The organism is Streptomyces sp. NPDC096132, assembly GCF_044763345.1.
In the GTDB taxonomy this organism is placed as follows: Bacteria; Actinomycetota; Actinomycetes; order Streptomycetales; family Streptomycetaceae; genus Streptomyces.
In genome coordinates this window covers 1-23,323 of record NZ_JBIWGA010000060.1, presented here as the reverse complement: position 1 = coordinate 23,323, position 23,323 = coordinate 1, and the positions used below count along the sequence as shown (strand labels likewise).

The following is a 23,323-nucleotide window of genomic DNA, read 5'->3' as shown; positions in this document are numbered from 1 at the left end:
CCCGGCAACAAGCCGAGGCTCCCGCGGCAGCAGCTACTTCATGCCTGACCTGCGCAAATGTCACACGAGGTTCGGAAAGAGAACGGCCTCTAAGGCGCAGGCCCAGATAGACCGCGGGGCCTGCGCATGGCGGAGCGATCACCCGTACTCGTGCAACAGCTCTTCGATCTTCCTGTTGGCGATCTCCTGACGTCCGTCAATGCACTTGGCGTAGCGGCTCAGCAGGACCTCAACACTGTTGCCCGCGCGTTCGGCCACCTCGGTCGGATCCCACCCCGGAGTTGAGTCAGGTCGACAGGGCCGAGTGTCGGAGGTCGTACGGCCGGGCGGCGATCGCCGATCCGATCTGGATACCCCCTAGACAGCAAGGGAGGTCGCCCGCCTAACTGTCTAGGGGGGTATACGGGCGGCTCGGGCGTCTACCGGAGCTCTCGCCAAAGCCAACCGGGGCGCAGCCTCGCCCCGCTATGGGTTGCCCCGTGAAGACTGGTCGCGGTGGGCAGAACACGGTGAACAGCGGCCGCGTCGGCCAGATATGACTATCTGCAACGGACCCGTCGGGCTCTAAACTGCACGACCCGGGGGTGCAGGATGAGACATGCGGTCGGCGCGGTGTGCATGGTGGTGGGGCTCGGGCTGCTGAGTGGTTGCAGTCCGGCGGATCTGCCACTCGTCGCGGTATGGATGGGCACGGACGGGAAGCCGGTCGCGGAGGTGCGGCTGTGCGAGGGAGACCAGGCCTCGGACGTGACGCTTCACAGTTGGGGCGAGCACGAGTACGACCATGCGGACATCGGAGATGGGGAATCCTCCGCCACCCCTTCCAGCACCGCGGGAAGCGGCGTCGAGGACAGCGGCTGGATGGCTCGGGTGTCGGTTCGCGGCAGCACGTCGTTCCCGCTCTTCTCCCCACCGCCCACCTGGCACGTGGAAACCGCAGGGCCGCAGGCACTGCTGCCCGGCCGCACCTACGCCCTGACGTTCACAGGACCACGTGGCTCGGACACCTACGACGGTCACGTCTATTTCACCGCGGACGACCTCGCCTCGCTGGGCCCCGGCCAGGTCTGGGCCGACGAGCGGGCCATGACCCGGAACGCCTTTGACGAGCTCGTCGACGACAAGTGCTGATCGCCAACTCATCTGCCGACGTAGATGCGCACGGGCTATGACTCCGGACGGACGCGCACGAACCCTTCAGTCCACTGGTCCTCGTCGATCGTGTGCTCCTCTACGACGAAGCAGTCCGGCTCATCGGAGAAGCCGGACAGGAGCCGTGCCCTGCGCATACGTTCCTCCGCCTTGCCAGGCGTGGAGTAGACGCCGAGCAACTTGACGTCGTCGCCGTCCTGCTCGTCGACGTACACCGTCTCGCCGTCAACGTGCAGGGTGGCACCGTCGGCACCGGCTTCGTTCTGGTGCCCGATGTGCCACAGCAGATAGACCGTCATGCGCTGGAGGCTACGACAGAACCCAGTGCAGGACGGTGGCGTCATCCCGTGCTTTGCCCCGTGGCCAGCGCCGACCGTCTGGGTCGCCGGCCTCGGCGTCCCGCACCCGGCAGATCAATCCATCGGGCCCGGACGAGCCCACGACAGCCAACGCCTCTTGCCACGTGGTGAGTTCGAAGAGGTCGACGAGTCGAGTCACACCGTCGCTGAGCAGCGTCACGGAAGTCAGCGACTCCAGCGGTACCGCCCCGGTGAAGGCATGTTGAGCCGCGAGCGGCTCAGGCCCGGCGATCCAGAAACCTCCCGGCCGGTTGCGCAGCCCTGTCAGGGCGTCTCGGTACTCGGCGAGGGCAGCAGCATGTTCAGGTGAGCCGGTGGGAAGCGCGTCGACCGGCCCGCGCAGCCGCTCGCCGACGTCGTCCAAGCGCTGGTCCGTGACGACGGACGCCTTCCCCTCCGTGTCGGCGAGGAGGAGCGTCGAATCTCCGAGGACGAGGTACTCCAGCACTCCGGCGGCAGCGCGTACGGCGACGACCGTACTGGTCGGACTGGCCCGATAGGTCAGGTCGCACGTGTCCTCGTGCAACGACCGGACTCCGCGGATCGATTCGGCCAGGCAGTCAGAGAGCGGCCGGGCGGGTTGCGCCGTGATGCTGCCCAGCAGCAACCCACCCAGCGTGGACGAGAACCATGCGATGCCGTGCACACACCCGGTCTCCGCCCCGGCCACGCCGGCACCGTCCAGCAGAACAGCCGCACCGGAGGCAGCGGCGGCGAAGTCCTCGTTGTCCCCGCCCGGTTCGGCGGGCAGCGAACCGAGAGCGACTCTCACGCCTCCGTCTCCTCGTCGTGCAGGTAGAGAGGGGTGAGCAACTCGACGGACTGAGGTTCGTCAGTCTCGGGGGCGAACTCGACACCCACGAGCGTGGAGAAACGACGCTCCCTCACCTGGCCCCAGATCGTGTTGAGGTCGGAAGTGAGCAGGTGAACCACGCCCAGGGAACCCTCGGTGTGGATTCCGGCGATGGCGAGGACCGTGCCGTTGCCGTCCGGCCGGGGCAGCCGGCCGAGGTACCCGACGTCGTACCAGCGAGACGGATCGGTGTCCCGCCCCGCGCGATGCGCCGCACCGGTACGCCCGTCCACCAGCGCCCAGGGTTCGCCTTCCGGATGCTCCCAGCTCAGTACCGGATCCTGGGCGTACAGGTCGCTCATGTCCTGAGACATCCCCGGCCCGCAGACGACGACCAGGCCGTCACGGTTGAGGTCGACCTCACCGCCCACCTGTACGTGACCGGAGCTGACGTCGAGCCCGTACGACTTGGCCAGCTCCTCGAGCCGCTTCCCGGAGTTCATGTCAGCCATGGCGACGACCGGGCGCTTTTTCTCGCCGTCCCACCGCAGCGGGGTGACGATCGTGACTGCACCGGAGCCGAGGAAGGCCCCCTCGGGCGCCGGGCCGGTGTGCCGAATCTGATGAATCCGCCCGCGACTCAGGCCGGCCTTTTCGGCGATCTGCGCGTACGACAGCCCTTGCGCGTGCAGGTCCTGGACCACGCGACGGCGGAGCCGGGCGAGTTCGGTCACCTCCTGCTGCGCGTCGGCCAACCGGGCCGTGACCTCACGCAGGAGCAGGTACGGATCATCGATCGCCATGATCCGCTGCAACTCGTCCGACATGACCACACCTCCTAGAAGTACCCAGGAGTCTAGGGCCCTAGACAGAACGGGCGCGAGGCGCCTGCCCGATCGAACCCCGATCACATAGAACGCAGCATGTCGTCGAGGCACTCCCTTGGGGCTCAACCGCCACTGCCCCAAGGGCGAGCATGGGCCGCCAGCGCGCGCACCATCATCCGGTCACCCGCGCCAGGTCTGCCCAGACACAGCGCCCGCCGGCAGGCCGGTCCTTCACACCCCAGTCCTTGGCGCAGGCCGCGACCATCATCAGCCCACGACCACCCTGTTCCAGCGGGCTGGTCACGCTCCGCACCATGGGTTCGTCGTCGCCACCCTGGTCGGTTACCTGGACGCGCACGAAGTCGTCCGTGAAGCCGACGACCACGAGGAACCACCCTCGGTACCAGCCGCTTCGCGTGTGCCGGACAGCATTGGCCGCCAGCTCGCCGACGACCAGAACGGCGTCATCAACGACGTTCGAGTCCTCGCCCTCCAGCAGGGCGGCTACGAAGTGGCGAGCTTCGGCCACCTGCCAAGCCTGGCCGGGAAAGATGCGGGACCACTCTTTGGGCATGGGAACACTCCTCTGCGTCTAGGGGGCTAGACGTCGCAGTGAGCAGAGTATTCCGGCATGCGGCCAACGAGCCAGGCATCTTGAGGAATTATTCCTCTATCGAGTGGCGGAGGCGTCCAGGTCCCGGAAGTCCGCCATGACCTGGAGCAGCAGTTCCCGCACCTCAGCCCCGAAGACCGCGGCTCCTTCGAAGCGACCGAACGTCTCCTCGTACGCAGCGACCTCGGCGGAGTCCTCCACGACCTGCTCACCCCGGAAGGTCTCTACGATGACCGGCCCCTGGTCGCACAGGGTGAACCCATGACGCGGCATGACGGGAACGGCCCGACGCCACGGAATGACGCCGAGGCGCACCGTGCTCAGGCTTTCGACGGCCAGGAGCCGGTCAAGCTGGGCGAGCATCAGCGCAGGGCTCCCCGGCCAGGTCCGCAACACGCCCTCCGTGAGCACGAACACCGACTCCCGCCCCGGCTCGTACAAGAGGCTCTGCCGCTCCACGCGGGCGGCGACAGCACGGCCGACAGCCTCAGGGGAAGCGTTCGGAGCGCTGTCGAAGACGTGCCGGGCGTACTCTGCGCTCTGGAGCATGGCCGGCAGGACGACGCATTGGAACGAGCGGATCAGTCGCGCGGACCGCACCACGTCATCGAGGACCACCCCGACCGCAGCCATGTCGCCGGATGCCTCAACCGTGTCCGGCGCGGCTTCAACAGCGGCCAGGAGCTCACGCACCTCATGAGACGCCACGTCGTCGAGGCCCAGGGCGCGAGACAGGCGACCCAACACGTCAGCGCTGGGGACCATCCGGCCGTTCTCGACCTTGGAAACGGTCGGTTGCCCTACACCGGCCCGCTGCGCCAACACGGCCCCAGTCAGACCAGCATCCGCACGAAGCCCACGAAGCCGCTCCCCAAGCGCCTTCATCCGATCCCGCCGCTCACTCCCCATACCCAGGGTTCTACACCACGAGCCAGCCAGCACCGGATGCCAACCGGCGATGATCGCCGTCTCAGGCGCCCAACGAGCTACCACCCGAACTCAGGAGGACCGACAACTTGGGCGTCGACCTGCGCCGCCAGCCATGCGGCACGCTCGTCATGCCCGGGACGTGCATGGATGAAGACGGTGTGCTCCGGCGCCCACTCCTCGCAGTGAATCGTGTGACTGTTGCACGCGACCTGCAGCTCTGCGTACTTGTACTCCTCGTCCAGCCCGAGCTCAGGCACAGCCGGCCACTTCATGTTGTGCCACAGGATGTAGCACCTGGTGATGTCCGCCCAAATTCCCAGGGCCTCACGCCCCTGCGGGAAGGACGTGACCCCCCATGTCACCATCGCGGGAAAGCCGACCCAGCCCTCTCCGTACCACCTGACATCCGCTTCCGGAGAGGCCTCGGTCAGGCGCCGCAGTACATCGTCGTTGTGCGCCCATGCACTCACGTAGCAGCCGTCGGAGTCGTACCAGAACGCGACCGACAACAACCTCTCCGCGAGCGTCAATGCCTCGGCCAGGTCCGTGGTCCGCAACACGGGCCAAGCATGTGTGTTCCCCATGCCGCGGCATCCTGCCAGAGCAATCGTTGCCCCTGCCGGGCATTTGCAGCCGGGCCGAGGCGGTGTCAAGCGTCAAGCATCAACCGAGACAGGGCACGCCACCAGCCACCACCAGCCGGATGTCGAGTCTCAGTTGATGCTTGACGGGTTGGCGTCGGGTGATGCTTGACGTCTGCCCTAGACGATCTTCCGGCGGTTGTGTTCGCCGGACTTGCGGACGACCACCTCCTTCCTGGTCAGACGTGGGACGGTGGTGATCAGGTCAGTTCCGAGGAAAACCCGGATGGCGTCCTCGGCAAGGTGGACGGTGACGACCTGACGGGCATAGGCCCGGCCGAGCTGTATGCGCTGTCCGGCGACCATGAAGCCGCCGACGCTGCTGACGGTCCGCTCGGCTATCTGCTCGCCGGGCGGTGGCAGCTGCGGGGGCGGCCCGGCCGGACGGGCTCCTTGCAGGCGTCCGCAGGCCGAGGCGGGCACCGGGCTGGGCAGCGTGGCCTTGAGGACCCGCTGCTCGTCGAGGACCTGCAGGATGCGGCCGTCCAGCCGGAGGGTGACCCGCTGTCCGGCGAACGGCCAGCCGATCAGGACCTTGTCGCCGCCCAGGCCGACGTAGCCAACCGCGTTGACGGTGCGGTCGACCTCCACCACCCCGCTGGAGTTCTTGGCCTGTCCCGGGTCGTCCGCCCAGGCCGGAGCCGGCCGGGCGTCTCCGGCTGCCAGCAGGGCCTTCAGATCCCGGCCGGTCAGCTTCGAGGGCAGGGTCTTGTGCCGTTGGCCGCCGATGAGGACGTGCAGGCGGTTGACGTCGATCCGCAGCGTGATGGCGGTGCCGGCCAGGGCCGGGCCGAACCAGACCTGCTGACCGCGCAGGCTCAGGTTCCCCGACGCGGGCACCACCCTGTCCACCTCGATGGCGCCGACTTCCCCCTCGGCCCTCGGCCAGGCCGCCGGCTCGGGCGGAGGCTGAGGCGGAGAGGGCGCCGCAGGCGCGACCAGGTCGAGGCGGGCGGGCAGGACCACCGGCAGCGCATCCTGCTCGGTCCGTGGGCGGGGAATGAAGCGGCTTGCAGGGACGGCCATGTCCAGGGACTGGTGCGGCCGCTTCCGGTTGTAGTCCTGCAGCCAGGCGTCCACCGTCGTCTGCGCGGCCGCCAGGTCCTCGAACGGGTTGCAGCCGTCGAGGAGTTCACGCCGAAGCGTCTGATGGAACCGCTCGATCTTCCCCGTGGTCGTCGGGGACCTGGGCCTGGTGAGCCGGTGGGTGATGCCGTTCTCCCGGCAGATCCGGTCGAACATCGTCTCCCCGGGCCTGCCGGGGCCGAACCGGGCGGTGAACTGCTTGCCGTTGTCCGTCAGCACCTCCTCCGGCACTCCGAACCGCAGCAGCGCTTCCCCGAAGGCCAGACAGACCGCTCGGGCCGTGGCCCGCTGCACCACTTTCGCGATCACCACGAAACGGGAGTGGTCGTCGATCCCGGTGACCATCTTGCACTCCCCGCCACCGGTCAGCAGCACCCCGCCGACGATGTCCATCTGCCACAGTTCCATCGCAGTCGATCGTTCCCACCTGCGGTAATCCGACCGGCGTCGCTTGCGCACCCCGGGCTCGACCAGACCGTTACGCACCAGGACGCGATAGACCGTCGCCCGGGACGGGACCGGCGTGATGCCCGTGCGTTCGAGTTCGTGGACCAGCCGGCGCGGGCCCCAGCCGGGATGCCGTCGCCGCAGCTCACACACCACCGCCTCCACCTCCGGCGCGATCCGGTGCGGACACGAGGCCGGCCGGTGCGACCGGTCCGCCAGCCCCGCAAGACCCGACTGCCCGTACTTGCGGACCCAGGAATGCACCGACTGCCGTGACACCCCATACCGGGCCGCGACCTGGGTGACGGGAACGCCCGCGGCCACCTCCATGACCGCGTGATACCGCTGCTCGACCACGCTCAGCTCCACCAGCACGGCCTCAGCCCTCCCTGCACGCGCCGATCAGACGCACACAGCCAAGCCGAGGCAAGCGGTGTCAAGCATCAGGTGAAGCCGCAGTGTCAACTATCAACCGAGACAGGACACCACCACCAGCCGGACCATGATTCAAACTTTCCCTACTGGTTCAAGGCGGCTCGCTCCGCTCTCCGCGCGCGGCCCGGCCCCCGGCCGGGCCTGCGCTCCTGCCTCCGTCCCGCTCCAGCCCGGCCGGCGCCCGTACCGCGCTCAAAGCATGCAGCCGCCTGAATTCCTCGATTAAGCAACTGGAAGAGGAAGTAGAACCTGGGCGCACACCGTCACTGACCTCGCCTAGTTTTTCCGCCGGGCCTGGCTGGAGATCGATCCGGCAGACGTGGCGGAGCCTACCTGGATCTACTGGCGCGGGGCAGGGCCGGAGTGCTGGGGCCCGGAGCCCTGGCGGTGAAGGCTCGGGAGGGTCCGTCGATCAGGTCCGGGTGCATAGCAGCACGAAGAGCACCGCCATGCAGTTCTTCTCCTCTCCCTCTGGGCGAGCATGCGACGCAAGCAGCCCGGGAGGCTTCGAACCGTTCACAGGCACCACCAAACAACCTCGCTACATGGCGCAGATTGTCATCGGCCCGAAGCCCGCAGGCTTGGCTCCCAGCAGCGGTAACCTGCACTGGAGCCCATCCTCAGCCTGCCCGTCTCGCCCTCAAGGAGCCCAGTGAGGCTACGCAAATCTGACCTTGAAGTCGAAGTGCTCTATAACCGAATCAAACGGGGAGAACTCGACCTCCAGCCTGACTACCAGCGCGGGGAAGTCTGGGACACAATCCGACGTCAGCGACTGGTGGATACGATCCTTCGCGGCTGGTACATTCCCGCCATTCATGTTGTTCGAGACGACTCGGGCGCCGAATCGATTTTGGATGGACAGCAGCGGCTCCGCACCATCCAAGCCTTCATGAATAACGAGTTTCGCGCTTCCACAAGAATCGAGCCACTGAGCGAGGAATTGTGGGAGTACGATGGCTGCTTCTTCGAAGATCTACCGGAATCACTTAAGAAGCGTTTCCGGCGATTCGAAATTAGTGTCGTCACTCTCACCGATTACGAGCCCGCAGAACCCTCAGAACTCTTCTTTCGCTTGAATCAACAATATGCATTGACTCCGCCGGAGAAGCGGAACGCTTTGTTTGGCAGGGCTCGCGACCAAATCAAAGAAGTGGTCTCAAACCTTGTCCATGAAGGCTTGCTGCGACGCGAAATCATTGGTTTCTCCAATGGCAGGCTGGCATATGATGACGTAATGGCGCGGGTGTGTATCGCTCTGCAAGAGGGGACGCTGCGGCACCAGCTCAGCAATTCTCACATCGAAAAATTCTACAGAACCTCAGATTTTGACCCAGTCGTCATTCAACGAGCCCGGGATGCAGGGATCGCCCTCGCCTCATCTCTTGGCGGCCAGAAGATCATGAGATTCAATAAGGCAACGCTCTTCACGTGGATGATCTTCACAGAATCCGTACTGAGGCGGACGGGGGCCACGGTCACTGAAGAGTTTATTAGAGGTTTCGAAGCACTCAGAACAGGATCCGTTGAAATCTTCACCCCAATCGACCCAGACTTGATTGGCGTGGCGAAGGCATACAGTGACAGGTCATCCTACCGCGTGCTGGATATCAACTCAGTCCTAGTTCGAGATTTTGCACTACATATCCTCCATAGTTCAGTTGAGGGCGCTTCTCGCCGAGATCTTGTCACTGTTGCCAATTCTCTCAAGACGGCAACCGACGTAGAGCAAGAGATGCTTGCTGAGATCGAGAAGCTCGGTTGGGGGTATGAACTGTGAGGCTCTTGCCATTGAAACAGCGGTGGGAAAGCCTCTCCAAGGTAAACGCGTCTCGCGATTTTCCCAAACAGGTACCCATCGTCGACTTTGGATCGCAGCAGCATGTGGACCTCCCTAAGCCACTGACAGTGATCTTTGGACTCAACGGCTCAGGCAAAACACGTCTGCTCGGCAGCTTGTCTAAAGCTTTGGCTGATGCACCTATAATCGCCATGTATGAGCTGGTTAATTACCTGCTGCATGACTTCGGTAAGCGAGGCGACATCCAAGACCTTCTGGAAGAGCTGGATCCACTCACACCCGAGAAGGTGAAACGGGACGAGGTCCAGGATCTGGTTCGCCGGAACTATGACGCAGTCGAATGGTACGTAGCCCCAATCGTGGGCAGCCCTTTCGCTCCTCTTGTTGGGGAGGAAGTAGTTCCCGTATTTGTGGTTCGATACGGCGGGAGGGATTACGATTTCAGGAGCATGGGCCTAGGAGAGCTTAGCGCCCATCTCCTAATGTGGATTCTCTCGTACAGCAAAGGCAGTGATAACCAAGCTTTTCTTTTGGACGAACCGGAAGCCTTCTTGCCAGCTCCGTCCAGGACAGTCCTCTTGGCGCACCTGCTAGAAACCTGCATTAACGGAGGTAAACCTCTCGTTGTCGCCTCTCACTCACTCGAAGTGATTCAACCGGCACTTGATGCGGATGCCGCCATCATGCTGACTTCTCAGCAAGCAGAAGTGGGTCTTATCGGCCCCTCCGACGCTCTCAAGGATCGGGTAGCCGGCCTCTATGGGCAGACAAGGGAGGTGGAGTGGGTAGTTCTCCTCGAGGACGAAGCGGCGTGCATTTTGCTACAAGAGATCATGCGTACCACGGATCCAAGGCTGTGGCAGACCTGCAGATTCCTCTGGTGCAACGGTTATGGAGATCTCGAGACCATCTGGGCTCATCTCCCAAGGCCCGCCCAAAAGTTGGATGGCGTCCCCTCCTTCTCCTTTATTGCAGATGGCGACAAGCTGGCGGAAGTAACTAAAGCCGTCGAAAGGAATAACCGAAAAGAGCGGCAGAAAAACCGTTGGCCCCTATTTTGCCTGCCCGGCGACCCTGATGCCCTCATGAAGGAGTCTGCTGATAAACAGGCCAAGTTCCTCGCCGAACAAGTAGGTCAAGATCTTGAGACGCTTCGAGGTTTCTTGGAGTCTATCGAGGGAAGAGAGCCCCACAACTGGCTACAGGAGTTCATTGACTTCGCGAAACGTCCCCGGCAAGACGTAATCAAGATGCTCTCCGTGGCTTACGTTCGGAGCAGCTCGAAGCCGCAGCTTCGGAGGTTTCTAACTGCACTCAAGTGACCCTCCCAAGCGGTCCTACACTGGCTGAGATCCCGTCCTGGTTAGCCGAGCAACAGCACACAGATCACAGCAGCTTCCCAAGCTGATGGCTCCAGGCACCATTGTCACGGGGCTGGCCGTCGCGGCTTGCTCGGGTCGACGGCATTGGCAGCATGGTTGATGCCAGTGGGGGTGCAGTGAGGCATACGCGTGCGTGGTCGGCCGGCGCACCCGCCGTCGTGGCTGACTGTCGTCGGCTGAGGCTCAGACGGGGCCCAGCGCGGGTGCTGGGTCGTCAGCCGAGCGCGGCAAAGCTGGGCCGTCCCTGGGCCGTCCGAGGCCGCTCGCTGGTGACCGATGACGGCCAACGGCGACCACCAGCCGCACGAGCCGTACGCTCCTGACCAGTAAAAGGGCAGCTCACCAAGATTCCCGGCAAGACCCAGGGAAAGAAGATAGGACTCGGCTCGCCAATTGGGGCTTCATCGACGATCACGTCAAACTTAGCCAGACTCTCGAATACGCTTTACTACTTCATCCATCCCACAGTACGGAAACTCTCGCGCCAAATCCTCGCTGGCATACTCAGGTCGATAATGCTGAAACCTGAGCATCTCATCAGGGCCGCGAGTTACAGTAACGAATCCGGACTCGAACCTATAGACCGGATCGAATGTTTCACGCACGCACGCCAGAAGGAAATTGGCCGCAGCGGTAGCCTGCATAGTGAGATCATGAATTACGTCGCAGTTAAACTCGAACTCTCTCCCCAGCTTATCGTAAAGCGGCGGATCCCACGGAATCTCCTTGTATTTTGGATGCAACTCAAAGGCGTCCGGGTCGGATCGCGCCAATTTGAAATTGCGGTCCAGGAACTGCGTCAAATCTCCCCACACCATCGAAAAATTCTTAAATGCGCGAACCAGCTGTTTATACTCCCCGGGAGGAAAGAAGCGACTCTTCATCCATACGGCTGACGGAATCAGTTGGCCGAAGTGCTCTTTATGCATGCGGGGGTGAGGTGATAGCAGCCAGGACGTCCAGGCATCCCAGTCGTCAACCAAAACCTTTCTTTCCCATTCCGCCAAGAGCCCGGTGATCTTTCCATCCTTGGCTTGACGCTCCATGGAGTTTCGATCTATGCGCCGAAGAACGTCTTCCTCATGCTCGGCCTTGAACATGTAAAGCTGCTCGACTGAGAAGAACTTTCCATTCGCCGCATCGATTACCTTATGATGCTCTTCACAAAGCAAGATCATGTTCGAATATGAGTCCCGCTCACTTTGCGGCATCGACGGGTCGGCACGGGGACCAGAATCGTTCTCAGCAACGATGTGCGCCTCTTCGCCAAGAGTTACGGAATCCCCTTTGCCTTCAACTGAATAGGCCCCGATATCGGCAATCAATTTGCGTCGACACTCGGGAAATGCACACTCATTCCCTGACCGCACCCATAGCGTCTTTCTGTCTTTTGCCGATAGCCCCATGATGCCCTCCCCTGGTGATCTCCACCGCAATGGTACGGGACCCGACCTGCGGCATTGGGGGATTGTGTAGATCCGCCAGGAGAGGTCGCAGGCGCTCCGGGGGCCCGTACCACAGTCGCATCAGGTCTAGCGGGGCACCATGGGATCGTGACAGCCCAACGCGCAAAGATCGAGCGGGCGGTTGACCGAACCCGCGTCTCACGTGCGGGGCAGTCGTTCGCGGCCGGTCCATTAGGCGCTCACTCGCAGAAGCACTGCAAGGCGAGGGTGCCCACCGTGTCGTGCCCCACGTCATCAAAGAGTTGCGCGTCAAATCTCTGGTGCAGCTACCGGGCCAGCCACTGTGGTTTCGCTGGCTTGTCACCGCCGCAATGATCGGTTTACCGCCGCGGAGCCAGGGTACGGTGCAGGATCTGCGGATCGGCGAGGGCGTGTAGCCAGTACAGGTACGGCAGCAGCACCAAGTCGTTCGGGATGTTTCCGCTGTGTGACATCAGTAGCACCTCGTCGCGTCGGCGTCCGGCGTCATTCTGTCCGCCGAATCCGTGATGGGCGTTGCGCAGGACCCGCAGATACTGGCCTGTTGCCTGTTCGACCGTCACGACGCGCTGCTGACCGTTTTTGTGCGGCAGGGCCACTTGGCCGCCGGACACATAGGAATTCCGAAGGAAGCCGTCCTGGCATTCACGCAGTGCGTTCACGGCCCTGCGGGCTGAAGGCAGCAGAACTTCGGCGACTTCGAGGGGGAGTAGAGCACCGAGCCGGTCAAGGACCTTCTCGGCTTTGGTGAGCTGAACGGCTTGTTCGAAGTTGACGAGCCCCAGACCTTCGAGGGTGTCGAGCGCAGCAAAGGCGAGCACTTGGCGGGTGGATTGGTCGCGCTGGTGGGCTAGAACAGCCTGAATGCGACGCCCGGCCTGCTCAAAACTGAGCTGTGCTTCGAACTGGCGCCGTGGACTGTACTCCCCTGTTTGGTCCGTATATGTAGCCGGATCTGTGACCAACGACAGCAACTCGTTAAGCTGCTTGACCCACCAGGCGAGCGTCGTCGCCATTTGGGCAGCAGTGAAAGGCGGACAACCGGCAAAGGATGCTGGACCAGCCGGCATGAACTGCTGGATCAGTTCGGCCGCGACGGCTTCCCGGCCCCGTATCGGCCGACCAAGGCTGTAGACCATTACGCCCTGCTGCCGCGCTCCTACGATGGCCCAGATGAAAGGACTGTGGCACAGGAACAGTGGCGCGAGGTATGCGTCACGGGTCAATGACAGGTCCGTGAGGATCCCTGTGGCTGAACCAAACGCCATTTGATCGTCTGTCTGCTCCGGGCGGGTGTTCAGCAGGGCTGGTTCTTCCTCAATGCGCACCAGCACGCGCGCGAGTCCGGCTCGCCATGTGAGCGCCTGGTCGAAGCGGATGAAGGACGCAGCTAGATCAGGGAAGAGCGGTACGCCCTCGGTCGTGTTCGCTCCGCCGAGGGACTCAAAAGCGCTGCAAGCGGCTTCGATGAATTGGTCATCCTCAGCGAACGTCATGCTCGCGTGTAGCCAGTTGAGCTTCGAGAGAACGTCGTCTTCGGCCGTGTCCTCAACGAGTTTGCGGCGCAGCCCTGCTACTAGCGCGGGCGGGACGGTGTTGCCCACTCGCGAGGCTGGAAGCCGGTTCAAGGCTTCCCAACGGGCCGGTGCGCCCGGCCCGGCAATCTCGATGCGCTCCACCAAGTGTGCCGTCCGGCGCTCGTACCGTTCCAGAGTTTCGATCCGCCAGCGGAACTCGGGGGCGTCCACGGGACGCAGCTTGAGCTGAGCCGCTCGTGCGTAGCCCACGATGTTGCCGCCAAACAGCCACCGTGGGATCTTCGCCACAGCAGCAGTGCCCGTGTGCCTTCTGTTCACCTCGCCAGGCTACGCGCGGTGAGCGTTATGTTCCCCTGGATTTCGCGGCACTCGCCCGCTCTACCATCCGAGACTGAGCTAGTTGGTGAGTGTGCCGGCACACGTGCGCCCAATCGATCGGCGCATCAGCCAACGCTGGGTGACTCTCGCCCAGCTGAGGCTCTGTCATCCTGGGTACGGAGTGCAGAAATGAGAGGCCACCGAACGTCTCACGGAGCAAACTGATTGAGGCTTGACCGGTGCACCTACATGCGCCCTCGTGGCGGTCACGGCCTTAGACCGTCTTGTCGAGGGCACGAAGTAGTGCCGGTCGGCCGTGGACTATCCGTGGACTCGTCCCGCCTGATCTGCCACGTGCAGGGCCGTGACCTGCTGCGTTACCCAGGTCTCAACGGGCCTCCGGAGCCGTGTGCGCAGGTTCGAATCCTGCCGGGGGCACCCTGTATGAGGTGCCCAAAGACCCCGTCACCAGCGGAAACGCTGAGAACGGGGTCTTCGCGTATGCGCAGGCAGATGCCGCCGAAAGCAGCTGTTTGCCAGTGATCACGTAATGTCGACGTAATGATCTTGGTTGGCTTTCCCACAGGTCAGCAGCCGTTCCCGGAGCGCTTGAGCGTAGCCGTGTGGACTATACGTGGACTGACAAACGGGAGCCCCGAACCTCTGTGGTCCGGGGCTCCCGTTCGTCGGTCAGGTCGTTGTGTCAGTCCGGGGCGTCCTCCTCCCCCAGCCCCTGCATGATCCGGTCGTTCATCTCTTGCTCCTGGCCGTCGATGCACTTGGCGTAGATCTTGAGCAGGACGTCCACCGAGTGCCCAGCGCGAGCGGCGACCTCCGGGGCCGGCACACCGGAGTTGAGCCACTGGGAGACGCCCGCGTGACGGAGGTCGTACGGCCGGAAGGCCAGGACCGACGACACCTGATGCGGCACGAACGCCAGTTCCCGAGCCTGCTTCCACGCACGCGAGTACGACGAGGCCGCGATCACGTTGCCCCGCTCGCTGGAGAACAGGCGGCCGTCCTCCGCCGTCCCGAACTCCTTCAGATGCTCGCGAAGCAGCCGAACCAGCGGAGGCGGAATCGGCACGAGGCGCACCTCACCGTCAGCCCGCTGCTTCAGCCCGCGCCGGTCGTGCGCTTCACCGGAGTCGGTCCACGCCTTACCAGCCGTGGGACGGGTCTCCGCCAGCTCAATTCGCCCCCAGCCCGACGCCGGAAGCGTGCAGTCGGAGCGGCGAAGCCCCAGCGCCTCCCCCGGTCGCATGGCCGCGTAGTACAGGCACCCGAAGAACGCCCGCAGCCTCCGGCCGCTTGCACGGTCGTAGCCACCCACGTACGTGAGCGCGGTCAGCAGTTCCCGCGCCTGCCGAGGGTTGACCACCACACGACGGTCAACCTCCTGCACCGGCCGTTTCCCGCGCTTGCGCCGCACCCGGCTCAGCGGATTGGACAGCAGGTGTTCGAGCTCAACCGCGTACTCCAGGGCGTTGAAGACCACCGCGCGACGCCTCCGGTACGTCTGGGTCGCCGCAGGCTTGCCGTCCAGCCTCCGACCGAGTGCATCGATGAGCTCATGCACACGCACGATCTCTTGCAGCTCCCCCACCGGAAGAGATGCCTTCTCGATCCACCGCACCGCCGCAGAGATCTCCTCCGGCCGCTCGCGCTCCCTGCGCGGTACCGGCAGGACGTACGAGCGCAGCGCCCGCCGCAGCACCTCCGGGGTGGGCCGCCCCCGTCCCGGCTTGACCAGGGCAGGAACGACCGTCGCCAGTGCATCAGTCATGCTGTCCCGCTGCTTGGCGGATGCCTCCGCCCACCGCGCATCCACGTACTTGACCGTCAGGTCGAGGAACGACAGAGCCGCCTTTCCACCACGGAGCGAGTCCGGCAGACCGGTCACTGTGTCGAACGGTTCACCCTTGTCAGCGGCACGAAGGAGCTTTGCGCGGAAGCGGTCCGCCAGCGCCTTCGTCTTGTGCGACTCGTGGAACGGCTCACCGTCCACGGACCACCGGACGAGATACGTCGGCTTCTTCGCGGAGCGGTTGATACTGAGCTTCCAGATGACGACCCTGTACGACTTCACAACGCCGCCCCCTCCGCTCGCTCCTCCAACCAGTCGTTGAGCACGTCGCGCCGGACCCGCAGCTCACCGTTCGGCAGCCGGATGCAGGCCGGCGCGAGGCGCAGTTCCCGCCAGCGGTAGAAGGTGCGCCGGGAGATGCCGCCCAGTTCGTCGAGGACCTGCCGCACGGTGAGTAGCTCGGCCACCTTCGTACGGGTGTCACGCGCCATGGGGAGCACCGCCTTCCCGCACCGAGGCAGCCAGGAGCGCAGCTTCCGGCGAGTAGCCCCGTCCCGCGTAACGCCACCGGCCGACCGTGACCGTCGAGTGGCCAGCCAGGCCAAGTGAGTCCCGTTGCTGCTCCGCCCGGTGATCGGTACGGGCCTGCCGAAGTGCGGTCAGCGTGGTCGAGTACCGCCGGGACTTGGTGGAGAAGTGCCCGCCGTATCCGAGCATGTGTGCCCAGCGGCGAAGCCCAAGCGGCTCGAACTCCGGTAAGCCGCCCAGCCACCAGCACGTGCCGATCATGCGGAGCACGTGCGCCCGCACCGGCAGCAGGACCATGTCCCGCGCATGATGGATACGACCGTCCACCGCGCCGGCGGACTCCGCTCTCTTGGTGGCGTACTTGGCGATATAGCCCGCCACGGAGGCCGGAGAAGCAGGCCGCTCCCCCGCTTCCCGTCGATACGAGGTGACCGGACGTGCGTCGACCTGGGCGCCGAAGCGCAGCGCCCGCGGACCGATGACGCCCGCGCCGGGAGCGTTTAGCCGCACTCGTCCGACCACGGCCCGCACGGAGTCGACCAGGAGCGGAACGGTCGCCCAGTTGGGCGGACCCGAGTCGGGTCCGTCTGCACCGTCGAGGCGGATCACGGCATGGAAGTGGACCAGGCCCCGCCGCTGATACTCGGCAACCTTCGCGTACGACAGCCGAGCGACGTCTCCGAACTCGGTACGGGACAGCCCGGCTCGCCGTGCGACATCCCGCCGCAGCTCCAGCCCGAACCGATGCCAAAGCCGACCCGCGAACGCGTGCCAGAGAACCGCCCCCGCATAGTCGTAGCAGCGCGGACAGAGGGGTTCTCCGAGTCGAAGGTCGTCCGCCGCATGCCGCGCACGGCATCCGGCAGGAGTCCCATGCGGGCACTGGTCCCCTGCCCGACGAGGCCGACAGGACCGCACGTGTCCGTCGCGTTCGCGGCGAGTGTGGACCGGGCCGAACCCGGGGGCGGTGAGCGTGGCGAACACCTGCGGGTGAGCACTCACCGCCTCCGGAACGCTCTTGCCACCGACGAGACCGGCCCGGACGAGTTGGTACGTGTCCGCCCGGTACAGAGCCGAGCAGGCCGGGCAGACCGTCGCTCGCCGGTTGCCGCAGGCGGTGAGCAGGCGACCGCTGTAGACGTTCGAGCCGTAGGAGAGCAGGGCCGCGCCGGTCGTCGTGTCGTAGACGGTTGCCGCACCGACCAGGTGAATCGGGTTGGTGCAGCCACCGAGGCGGACGATGTTCCGGCGCCAGGCCGCGAATTCCGGCTCCGACGTCCTGGCGACGAGAGCGGCGACGCTCCGCGGGAGGACGGTGGTCATCGGCGACCACCCCCGCCGAACGCCTGCCCCATCACGGCCGAGATCCCCTCCGGTCGAGTCTTGGCGCTGAAGCGGAGCGTCGGGTCCGTGAGCCAGACGGCCGCCGCGTGCGCGGGACACAGCCACTGCTCGGTTCCGTCGAGTGCGACGAGGACGATCTGTTCCCGTCCGGCGCAGGTCGAGACCTGCGCGTCACGCTGCCTGAGGTCACAGTCGGGCGGCGGGGATTTGCGCGAATGATGCGCGGTGGACAAAGTGTGAGTGCTCCTTTCACTGCTCATGTGGCGGATGGAGTGGGTTCCTGACGGGGTCGGGTTTGGCGACTTCGCGCCCCGTCGGGAGCCCTTCGTACGGGCGATCACTGCCGTTCCTCGGGAGGAATCCCGGCGACGCCGTACGAGATCGGTCCGAAGTCGCGGCGTGCGTCGAGGTAGCCCCGGCCGATGTCCTCCGCCGGCACGCCGAGCGGAGCGGCGACGAGCTCCACCCCGTGACGGCGAGCGGCGGAGTCGGAGGCGTCGACCAGGACGATGACGGACGCGTGACGCGGTACAACGACGGCCGGATTGGCGGTCAGGAAGTCGACCAGCTCCCGCAGACCGGCCAGGAAGGCGGCACGGTCACCGGAGCGGATGACGTAGTCGGACACAGGAAGTCCCCTTGTGGGATGAGTAGTTGGGCATTTCAGAAGCGGAACTGACCCAGGAAGCCGTTCACTCCGTCGAGGAGGGCCTGAACCATGGGCGCGGCCACGGTCCGGGCGAGCAGGAAGCCGAAGGTTCCGCAGAGCAGCGCGTCGGCCCATCTGAGGTACCGGATGCGCAGGAGGAACCAGATCAGCAGGCCGAGCAGCAGAACGGCCGACATGGACACCAGCACGGCAGGCCCCTTTCACAGTTCGACGTGCAGTTCGGACAGGACGGGAGTCAGGTGCGCGTACTCAGCGGCGACGGCTTCCGCCTCCACTTCCGTGATCAGGTGAGACCGGGCGCGTTCCCAGCCGTCGCCGGAGGCAAGGACGGCCGTACCGGCCTGCTCCGGGGCGATGGCCTGCGCCGCCTTCAGCGCGTCGGGGTTGAGGTCGCCGAGCGCCATCTCGGCCGTTCCGGGGTCGGCCACGCGATGGCACACCCGGCCGCCCAGTTGCGCCCGCAGAGCCGTGACACCGGGCCCGAGGTCAGACCCGACTCGCTGGCCGGCCACGACAAGGAACACCCCCAACGCCGCCCCGAGTTGGGCCAGTCGAATCAGCGCCGTACCAGCCGCGTGCGCTTCGTCTTTCTCGTTCCGGTTCGCCACGAGGAAGAGTTCCGCGATCTCGTCGACGATCACGACGACCGGGACGGGGCGTTCCTTGTCGGACAGGCCCCAGATGTTCCGGACGCGAGCCGCCCGGCACAGGGTCATCCGGTCGAGGGTCAGGTCGACGAGCGCGGCCAGCAGCCGGACGGCTTGCTCTCGGTTCGTGGCGAGTGCGGACAACCGCGGTTCGTAGAGGGACAGTTCCATGCCGCCCTTGCAGTCGATCCCGACCAGAGCGACGGGTTGCGGGGCGAGGCCCGCCACAAGGGCATTGATCAGGGTCGACTTACCGGAGCGGGTGGCCCCGACGATCAGCCAGTGCGGCACACGCCGCAGGTCGACCACCCACGCGGCCCCGGTCTCCAAGGCGCCCACGGTCACCCGGAGCAGATGGCCGGGCCCGCGCTGCTTCGGCACCCGAGGATCGGCCAACGGGTCAGCCGCCGAGGCGACGATCCGTACGACCCCCGGCTTCCAGGAGGTCACCCGCACCGCGTGCACTTGCCAGTTCTCCGCCATGGCAGGCGCAGCCTTGACGAAGTGCTCCGGTACCTGGCCCGGCAGCAGCCGCACGAGCAGTACGAAGCCCCCGGAGGTCGGACGTATGAGCCCCCTCCGTGGCACCCGCGGTTGCGGCGGAGGCGCCCCTTTGCCGACGAGCCCGGACACCACGGTCAGCGCCGGCCGCCGACTCACGGCGAGCCCGCAGCCAGCCATCAGAGGCCGCCAGGTCTGCACGACCCGGAACGCCACGACCGGGAAGCCACATAACAGCCACCAGGCCACGGGATAGCGACGGCGCAGCGCCGGGCCCGCCAGAAGCAGACCCGACACCAGCACTGCGGCCACCACCAGAACCCAGCTCGGCCAGGTCGCACCGGCCGAAGCGGCGGAGGCCAGCTTCATCACTGACCGGCCCCCTTACCCGCCGGAGTGGCGGGAGCGCTCAGAGGCCGGATCTCCGCCGCACGGAACGCGATCCCATGCCGCCCCTCGTTCTCCCACGGCGTGGCGACCAGGTCCCGCACGGCCACCGGCATACCGAGCTGCACACCAGCCGGCTCACCGGCCACGCTCACGTTCACGACGTCGGCCGACGCACCCGCCATCAGGCAGAGGCCGACCTGATACACGGTCTTGCCCGTGTCGCGGTCCACACGGAGCTGACCGGTCTCACGGTTCGCGACCCGCGGAGCCGGGGAAACGGCACAGATGATCCCCGTGAACTTCGAGGTGTCGATCGGAAGGCTTGCCACTGTTCGGATCTCCTCATCTCACGCACCCGAAGGCCGATCCTCCAGGTTGCTAGACCACCCGTAGTACGGGTGACTGAGACAAGGTTGACCACCCGTAGTACGGGTTGTCAACCGCCTTCGCGTGGGAGAAGCTATGTTCCATCCACGGGCGGTACGTTCCGCTCACGGACGGAAGAAGCAGCGACCACGGCCACGGAGGGCCCGCATGCCGCCGAAGAACACGCAGCCGAAGTACCGGCAGATCGCCGACTACCTGCGCGAAGGCATCCTGGACGGCACCTTCCCCGCCGGCCAACCACTCCCTTCCGAGGAAGCGTTGGCGAAACAGTTCGGCGTGACACGCCCCACAGTCCGTCAGGGCCTGAGTGAACTGCGGGCATCCGGTCTCGTCGAGGCAATCATGGGCCGCGGTACTTTCGCCCGCTCCCCCCACAGCCGCCCCAGCCACACGCGCCCGCGCGGCGTACGCCGGACCCCGGACGGCCGCTACGTCGAAGCGGACGGCATCCGCTGGACAGACGCCGAGCCACCCGTAGCCACCCGCACCGACGCCCCGCTTGCCCTCGCGGACCTACTCCGCATCCCGCCGGGCGAGCCGATGTTCACGTACAACGCGTTGCAGACCGCGGACCACGGCCGCCTCCGCCAACTCCACCGGACATACATCCCGTTCTCGGTACTCATCGATACCAAGTACGAGGAGGAGGCCCCACCGCCGGCGCCGGAGCTCTACACCGCGCTCGCCGACCTGGGCCACGAGCTCCACTTCACGGAGTACGTCCGCACCCGCATGCCCCTGCCCGACCAGGCCCAAGCGCTGCGACTCGCCGACGGAGTCCCCCTTCTCCACATCATCCGCGTGACCCTCACCGAGTCAGACAAGCCCCTCGCCCTGGAGGAGTTCCACCTTCCAGGCGACGAGCTTGAGCTGTCGTTCCGCCTGTAGCACAGCCCGGTTGGCTCAGACTTTCTCTACATTCATCAAGGCGCCGCGCCAGCGCGGCGCGCGCCGCAGCCCCCGGCTGCGGGCTTGCCTCTGTCTTCGCCCGGCTGCCCCCAGCCGGGCGGCGGCGCACCGAGCGCGAACGCCGACCGCCAGAGCAAGGCCGACAGGAGGCGGAAAGCTTACGGTCGCCGATCTCTCGCCCTATGGCAGTTCCCGCCCAAAGCCGCTACCACCGACCGCATCGCAATACTTTCGCGTTTGGACTATCGCTGCAAGCTCAAGTTGCAGTAGCAGTTACGTAGCGCTTAATCTGAGGAGATAGGAGGCATGTGCATACTTTGGCCAAGGCGCGTTGGGTCTGATCTAGAGGTGATCCCCTTTTTAGTGCTGAGCAAATGCGCCCACATCGGAACTCATAGCCTTCCATGGACGGGTAGCAGATATGGAATTCTTCCCGATAGTAACGCTCGTCATTGCGACCTTCCTCCTACTTATCGGGATTGTAGGGCGCGGGGCAAGCGTGGGGTCATCTCAGTTCCACATCACGTTGGAAGGAAGCATCGGGCGCCTGCCGAGGGTCGCCATTCTAGCGGTAAGCATCGTGACTTACATGTTGGCCATCTTTGGGTTCGTTTACATAGCGGAGTCGAAGTCGAGTTCGGAATCGCCTCCCACGACTTCAGTGTCAACGGAGGCGCCAGCTTCCATAATGAAAGTATATGTCACCAGCACCCTCGCGGAGGGATATGCGAGCGAACATGACGAAATCACCGTCGGAGGCATCACCATACCTCTCGATATGGACACCGATAGCTCTGAAAATAGCGGCTATTTCGAATTTGATGAAGAAGCTTCTGGCCAGGAAATTGACTACTCTATCAAAATTGTCGTCACGGATTCAAACGGAAACAAATATGAGTGGACCGGGAAAGGAACAATAATTGCGGAGGATGGTCGAACGTACGTGGTTACGTTTGATGAAGCAGGTACTCCTATCCTGCAGTGAAGCCGAAAATTCTTCTCTCGCCTGCGTCTGCAGGCAGGCATTACGCCAGTTGAGCAGTTTTGACATCACAGACCAATACGGTGCGCGCCTATCGCAACCATCGGGCAACGCTGGCACTTATTCTTCCGAGCCGTATGAATCCATGCTGACTTCAACGAATCTGGTTACCGCGGGAAACTGCACCTGGGCGGTGGCCAGACAAGACGCGGCGAGCCGAAGGGCCCTCCGGAGCCGTGTGCGCAGGTTCGAATCCTGCCGGGGGCACCCTGTATGAGGTGCCCAAAGACCCCGTCACCAGCGGAAACGCTGAGAACGGGGTCTTCGCGTATGTGCAGCCATATGCCGTCCGAAGCGGCCGTATGTCGATGTCTGTGGACGAGGCGTGGACGGGATCTTGATGCATCACCCCAGGTGAGCCCCCAAAACGACGTGGCCCCGGGACAGGTGCGGGGGCCACATCGCAAAGCGGTACGGGTCCCCCCTAGTCAGCGGTGACCCCCCAGTAGCCGATCTGCACGGGCCTACCGTCGCGGTAGAGCACTGTGCAGTTCCCTTGGGCGCGGCCTGGGAAGTCCAACCGCTCGGAGTCGAGAGCGGCGTCCCACTCGTCGTAGGTGGGCCGGCCGTGAGGAGCCCACACACGCACCTCGCTATCGGTCAGCGGTCGCATGAACGGACCGTCGTCGGTGTCCGCGGCCTCGATCATGAGAGGGAAGTCCAGCACGGTGCCGGTGCCACCGGTGAAGACGTACTCCTGCCACTCGGGGTCGCGCCAGAGTTGCTCGACGGACCGTCCCTCGAAGCCGTGGTTGTCCCGCGCCAGCTCGTCTTCCTGGGCCTGCCGGAACGCGGCCGCCAGATCACGCTGATACGGGCCCGTGTGGGTCCATGCGTTGCCGCCCATCCGCGTCCCCTCTCCATTCGAACTGTCTGTTCAAGAGCGGAGCGTAAGAGACGACACTGACAGGGCACCCCCGTTATCTTCTTCGCGGTCCTGCAAGAGGATCGCTGGCCTCCGGGCCCGGCATGACTGTTCCCCCCTGTCGAACGGATGACCTGGGGGGTGGTGTCACCGGGCTCGAGAGGCGCCGTTGGAGACGCTGATGAGAGGTCCGACTACCGCCTGGCCCGGCGCAATGCCCGGCCGCTCGCGGGCGGCAGGTCTGCATAACGTGGATGCGCGCATACGACGCCAACGCCCTGGCCAGCACCGTACGAACCCCGCTCGGGAGGATGGGTTGGACGACATCGACGACGTGGGTGTCTTCCTCGGCCTGGACGTCGGCAAGAGCGCCCATCACGGGCGCGGGCTGACTCCGGCAGGGAAGAAGGTCTTCGACAAGCAGCTGCCCAACAGCGAGCCGAAGCTGCGGGCCGTCTTCGACAAG

At 64.8% G+C, this 23,323-nt stretch carries 24 protein-coding genes and 1 pseudogene; 6 read left to right on the top strand and 19 right to left on the bottom strand.

The annotated features are described in order from the left end of the window. Positions 1 to 138: 138 nt before the first annotated feature. Positions 139 to 346 (bottom strand): annotated as a pseudogene (locus ACIRF9_RS51435) (site-specific integrase); the annotation flags it as partial. Positions 347 to 591: 245 nt separating this feature from the next. Between ACIRF9_RS51435 and ACIRF9_RS51430 the strand changes: the two are divergent. Further along, positions 592 to 1,131 carry a hypothetical protein gene (locus ACIRF9_RS51430; protein WP_403837381.1) on the top strand — a complete coding sequence of 180 codons (540 nt, stop codon included), beginning with the start codon at positions 592 to 594 and terminating at the stop codon, positions 1,129 to 1,131. 35 nt (positions 1,132 to 1,166) lie between these two features. Here the strand turns inward: ACIRF9_RS51430 and ACIRF9_RS51425 are convergent, their stop codons facing one another. From ACIRF9_RS51425 to ACIRF9_RS51395, 7 genes are all read right to left on the bottom strand, one after another. After that, positions 1,167 to 1,451, bottom strand: a complete 285-nt coding sequence (locus tag ACIRF9_RS51425; protein WP_403837379.1) for a hypothetical protein — start codon at positions 1,449 to 1,451, stop codon at positions 1,167 to 1,169. A 10-nt stretch (positions 1,452 to 1,461) separates the two neighbouring features. Continuing rightward, the gene (locus tag ACIRF9_RS51420) at positions 1,462 to 2,283 is read right to left on the bottom strand and encodes an integrase (RefSeq protein WP_403837377.1); all 822 of its coding nucleotides are present in this window, start codon (positions 2,281 to 2,283) and stop codon (positions 1,462 to 1,464) included. Continuing rightward, positions 2,280 to 3,131: a sigma factor-like helix-turn-helix DNA-binding protein gene (locus tag ACIRF9_RS51415; protein ID WP_403837375.1), complete on the bottom strand. Its 852-nt coding sequence runs from the start codon at positions 3,129 to 3,131 to the stop codon at positions 2,280 to 2,282. The genes ACIRF9_RS51420 and ACIRF9_RS51415 overlap by 4 nt, the downstream gene beginning before the upstream one ends. A gap of 172 nt (positions 3,132 to 3,303) precedes the next feature. Beyond that, positions 3,304 to 3,705 (bottom strand): ATP-binding protein, encoded by a 402-nt coding sequence (locus ACIRF9_RS51410; protein WP_403837374.1) that lies wholly within the window; start codon positions 3,703 to 3,705, stop codon positions 3,304 to 3,306. 96 nt (positions 3,706 to 3,801) lie between these two features. Next, positions 3,802 to 4,653 carry a helix-turn-helix domain-containing protein gene (locus ACIRF9_RS51405; RefSeq protein WP_403837372.1) on the bottom strand — a complete coding sequence of 284 codons (852 nt, stop codon included), beginning with the start codon at positions 4,651 to 4,653 and terminating at the stop codon, positions 3,802 to 3,804. A gap of 77 nt (positions 4,654 to 4,730) precedes the next feature. Beyond that, complete coding sequence (locus ACIRF9_RS51400; RefSeq protein ID WP_403837370.1) at positions 4,731 to 5,234, bottom strand: hypothetical protein; 504 nt, start codon at positions 5,232 to 5,234, stop codon at positions 4,731 to 4,733. 201 nt (positions 5,235 to 5,435) lie between these two features. Further along, the gene (locus ACIRF9_RS51395; RefSeq protein WP_403837385.1) at positions 5,436 to 7,211 is read right to left on the bottom strand and encodes an IS481 family transposase; all 1,776 of its coding nucleotides are present in this window, start codon (positions 7,209 to 7,211) and stop codon (positions 5,436 to 5,438) included. Between the two features lie 724 nt (positions 7,212 to 7,935). On the opposite strand from ACIRF9_RS51395, the gene ACIRF9_RS51390 reads away from it, so the two are divergent. Further along, on the top strand, positions 7,936 to 9,063 hold the full coding sequence (locus ACIRF9_RS51390) for a DUF262 domain-containing protein (RefSeq protein WP_403837368.1): 1,128 nt from the start codon (positions 7,936 to 7,938) through the stop codon (positions 9,061 to 9,063). Positions 9,064 to 9,275: 212 nt separating this feature from the next. After that, complete coding sequence (locus ACIRF9_RS51385; RefSeq protein WP_403837366.1) at positions 9,276 to 10,406, top strand: hypothetical protein; 1,131 nt, start codon at positions 9,276 to 9,278, stop codon at positions 10,404 to 10,406. Between the two features lie 482 nt (positions 10,407 to 10,888). Here the strand turns inward: ACIRF9_RS51385 and ACIRF9_RS51380 are convergent, their stop codons facing one another. From ACIRF9_RS51380 to ACIRF9_RS51335, 10 genes are all read right to left on the bottom strand, one after another. Next, positions 10,889 to 11,872, bottom strand: a complete 984-nt coding sequence (locus ACIRF9_RS51380; protein ID WP_403837364.1) for an HNH endonuclease — start codon at positions 11,870 to 11,872, stop codon at positions 10,889 to 10,891. Positions 11,873 to 12,252: 380 nt separating this feature from the next. Continuing rightward, on the bottom strand, positions 12,253 to 13,767 hold the full coding sequence (locus ACIRF9_RS51375; protein WP_403837362.1) for a hypothetical protein: 1,515 nt from the start codon (positions 13,765 to 13,767) through the stop codon (positions 12,253 to 12,255). 703 nt (positions 13,768 to 14,470) lie between these two features. Then, on the bottom strand, positions 14,471 to 15,856 hold the full coding sequence (locus ACIRF9_RS51370) for a tyrosine-type recombinase/integrase (protein ID WP_403837360.1): 1,386 nt from the start codon (positions 15,854 to 15,856) through the stop codon (positions 14,471 to 14,473). Beyond that, complete coding sequence (locus ACIRF9_RS51365; protein WP_403837358.1) at positions 15,853 to 16,065, bottom strand: helix-turn-helix transcriptional regulator; 213 nt, start codon at positions 16,063 to 16,065, stop codon at positions 15,853 to 15,855. Before ACIRF9_RS51365 ends, ACIRF9_RS51370 begins: the two co-directional genes overlap by 4 nt. Further along, a complete protein-coding gene (locus ACIRF9_RS51360; protein ID WP_403837356.1) occupies positions 16,055 to 17,425 on the bottom strand; it encodes a replication initiator in 1,371 nt (456 codons plus the stop codon). The genes ACIRF9_RS51365 and ACIRF9_RS51360 overlap by 11 nt, the downstream gene beginning before the upstream one ends. After that, on the bottom strand, positions 17,422 to 17,679 hold the full coding sequence (locus tag ACIRF9_RS51355) for a hypothetical protein (RefSeq protein WP_403837354.1): 258 nt from the start codon (positions 17,677 to 17,679) through the stop codon (positions 17,422 to 17,424). Before ACIRF9_RS51355 ends, ACIRF9_RS51360 begins: the two co-directional genes overlap by 4 nt. A gap of 104 nt (positions 17,680 to 17,783) precedes the next feature. Then, entirely contained in the window at positions 17,784 to 18,074 is a 291-nt protein-coding gene (locus ACIRF9_RS51350; protein WP_403837352.1) for a hypothetical protein, read from the bottom strand. Between the two features lie 35 nt (positions 18,075 to 18,109). Next, positions 18,110 to 18,304, bottom strand: a complete 195-nt coding sequence (locus ACIRF9_RS51345) for a hypothetical protein (protein WP_403837351.1) — start codon at positions 18,302 to 18,304, stop codon at positions 18,110 to 18,112. A 12-nt stretch (positions 18,305 to 18,316) separates the two neighbouring features. Beyond that, positions 18,317 to 19,633 carry an FtsK/SpoIIIE domain-containing protein gene (locus tag ACIRF9_RS51340; RefSeq protein WP_403837349.1) on the bottom strand — a complete coding sequence of 439 codons (1,317 nt, stop codon included), beginning with the start codon at positions 19,631 to 19,633 and terminating at the stop codon, positions 18,317 to 18,319. Beyond that, positions 19,633 to 19,983, bottom strand: coding sequence for a hypothetical protein (locus tag ACIRF9_RS51335; protein WP_403837347.1), 351 nt, complete (start codon positions 19,981 to 19,983; stop codon positions 19,633 to 19,635). The genes ACIRF9_RS51340 and ACIRF9_RS51335 overlap by 1 nt, the downstream gene beginning before the upstream one ends. Before the next feature lie 205 nt (positions 19,984 to 20,188). Between ACIRF9_RS51335 and ACIRF9_RS51330 the strand changes: the two genes are divergently transcribed. Next, positions 20,189 to 20,929, top strand: coding sequence for a GntR family transcriptional regulator (locus ACIRF9_RS51330; RefSeq protein WP_403837345.1), 741 nt, complete (start codon positions 20,189 to 20,191; stop codon positions 20,927 to 20,929). Between the two features lie 442 nt (positions 20,930 to 21,371). Further along, on the top strand, positions 21,372 to 21,935 hold the full coding sequence (locus tag ACIRF9_RS51325) for a hypothetical protein (RefSeq protein ID WP_403837343.1): 564 nt from the start codon (positions 21,372 to 21,374) through the stop codon (positions 21,933 to 21,935). A gap of 481 nt (positions 21,936 to 22,416) precedes the next feature. Here the strand turns inward: ACIRF9_RS51325 and ACIRF9_RS51320 are convergent, their stop codons facing one another. Then, on the bottom strand, positions 22,417 to 22,839 hold the full coding sequence (locus tag ACIRF9_RS51320) for a hypothetical protein (RefSeq protein WP_403837341.1): 423 nt from the start codon (positions 22,837 to 22,839) through the stop codon (positions 22,417 to 22,419). A 334-nt stretch (positions 22,840 to 23,173) separates the two neighbouring features. On the opposite strand from ACIRF9_RS51320, the gene ACIRF9_RS51315 reads away from it, so the two are divergent. Then, positions 23,174 to 23,323: transposase (locus ACIRF9_RS51315; protein ID WP_403837383.1), on the top strand; the 150-nt coding region annotated here is incomplete at its 3' end.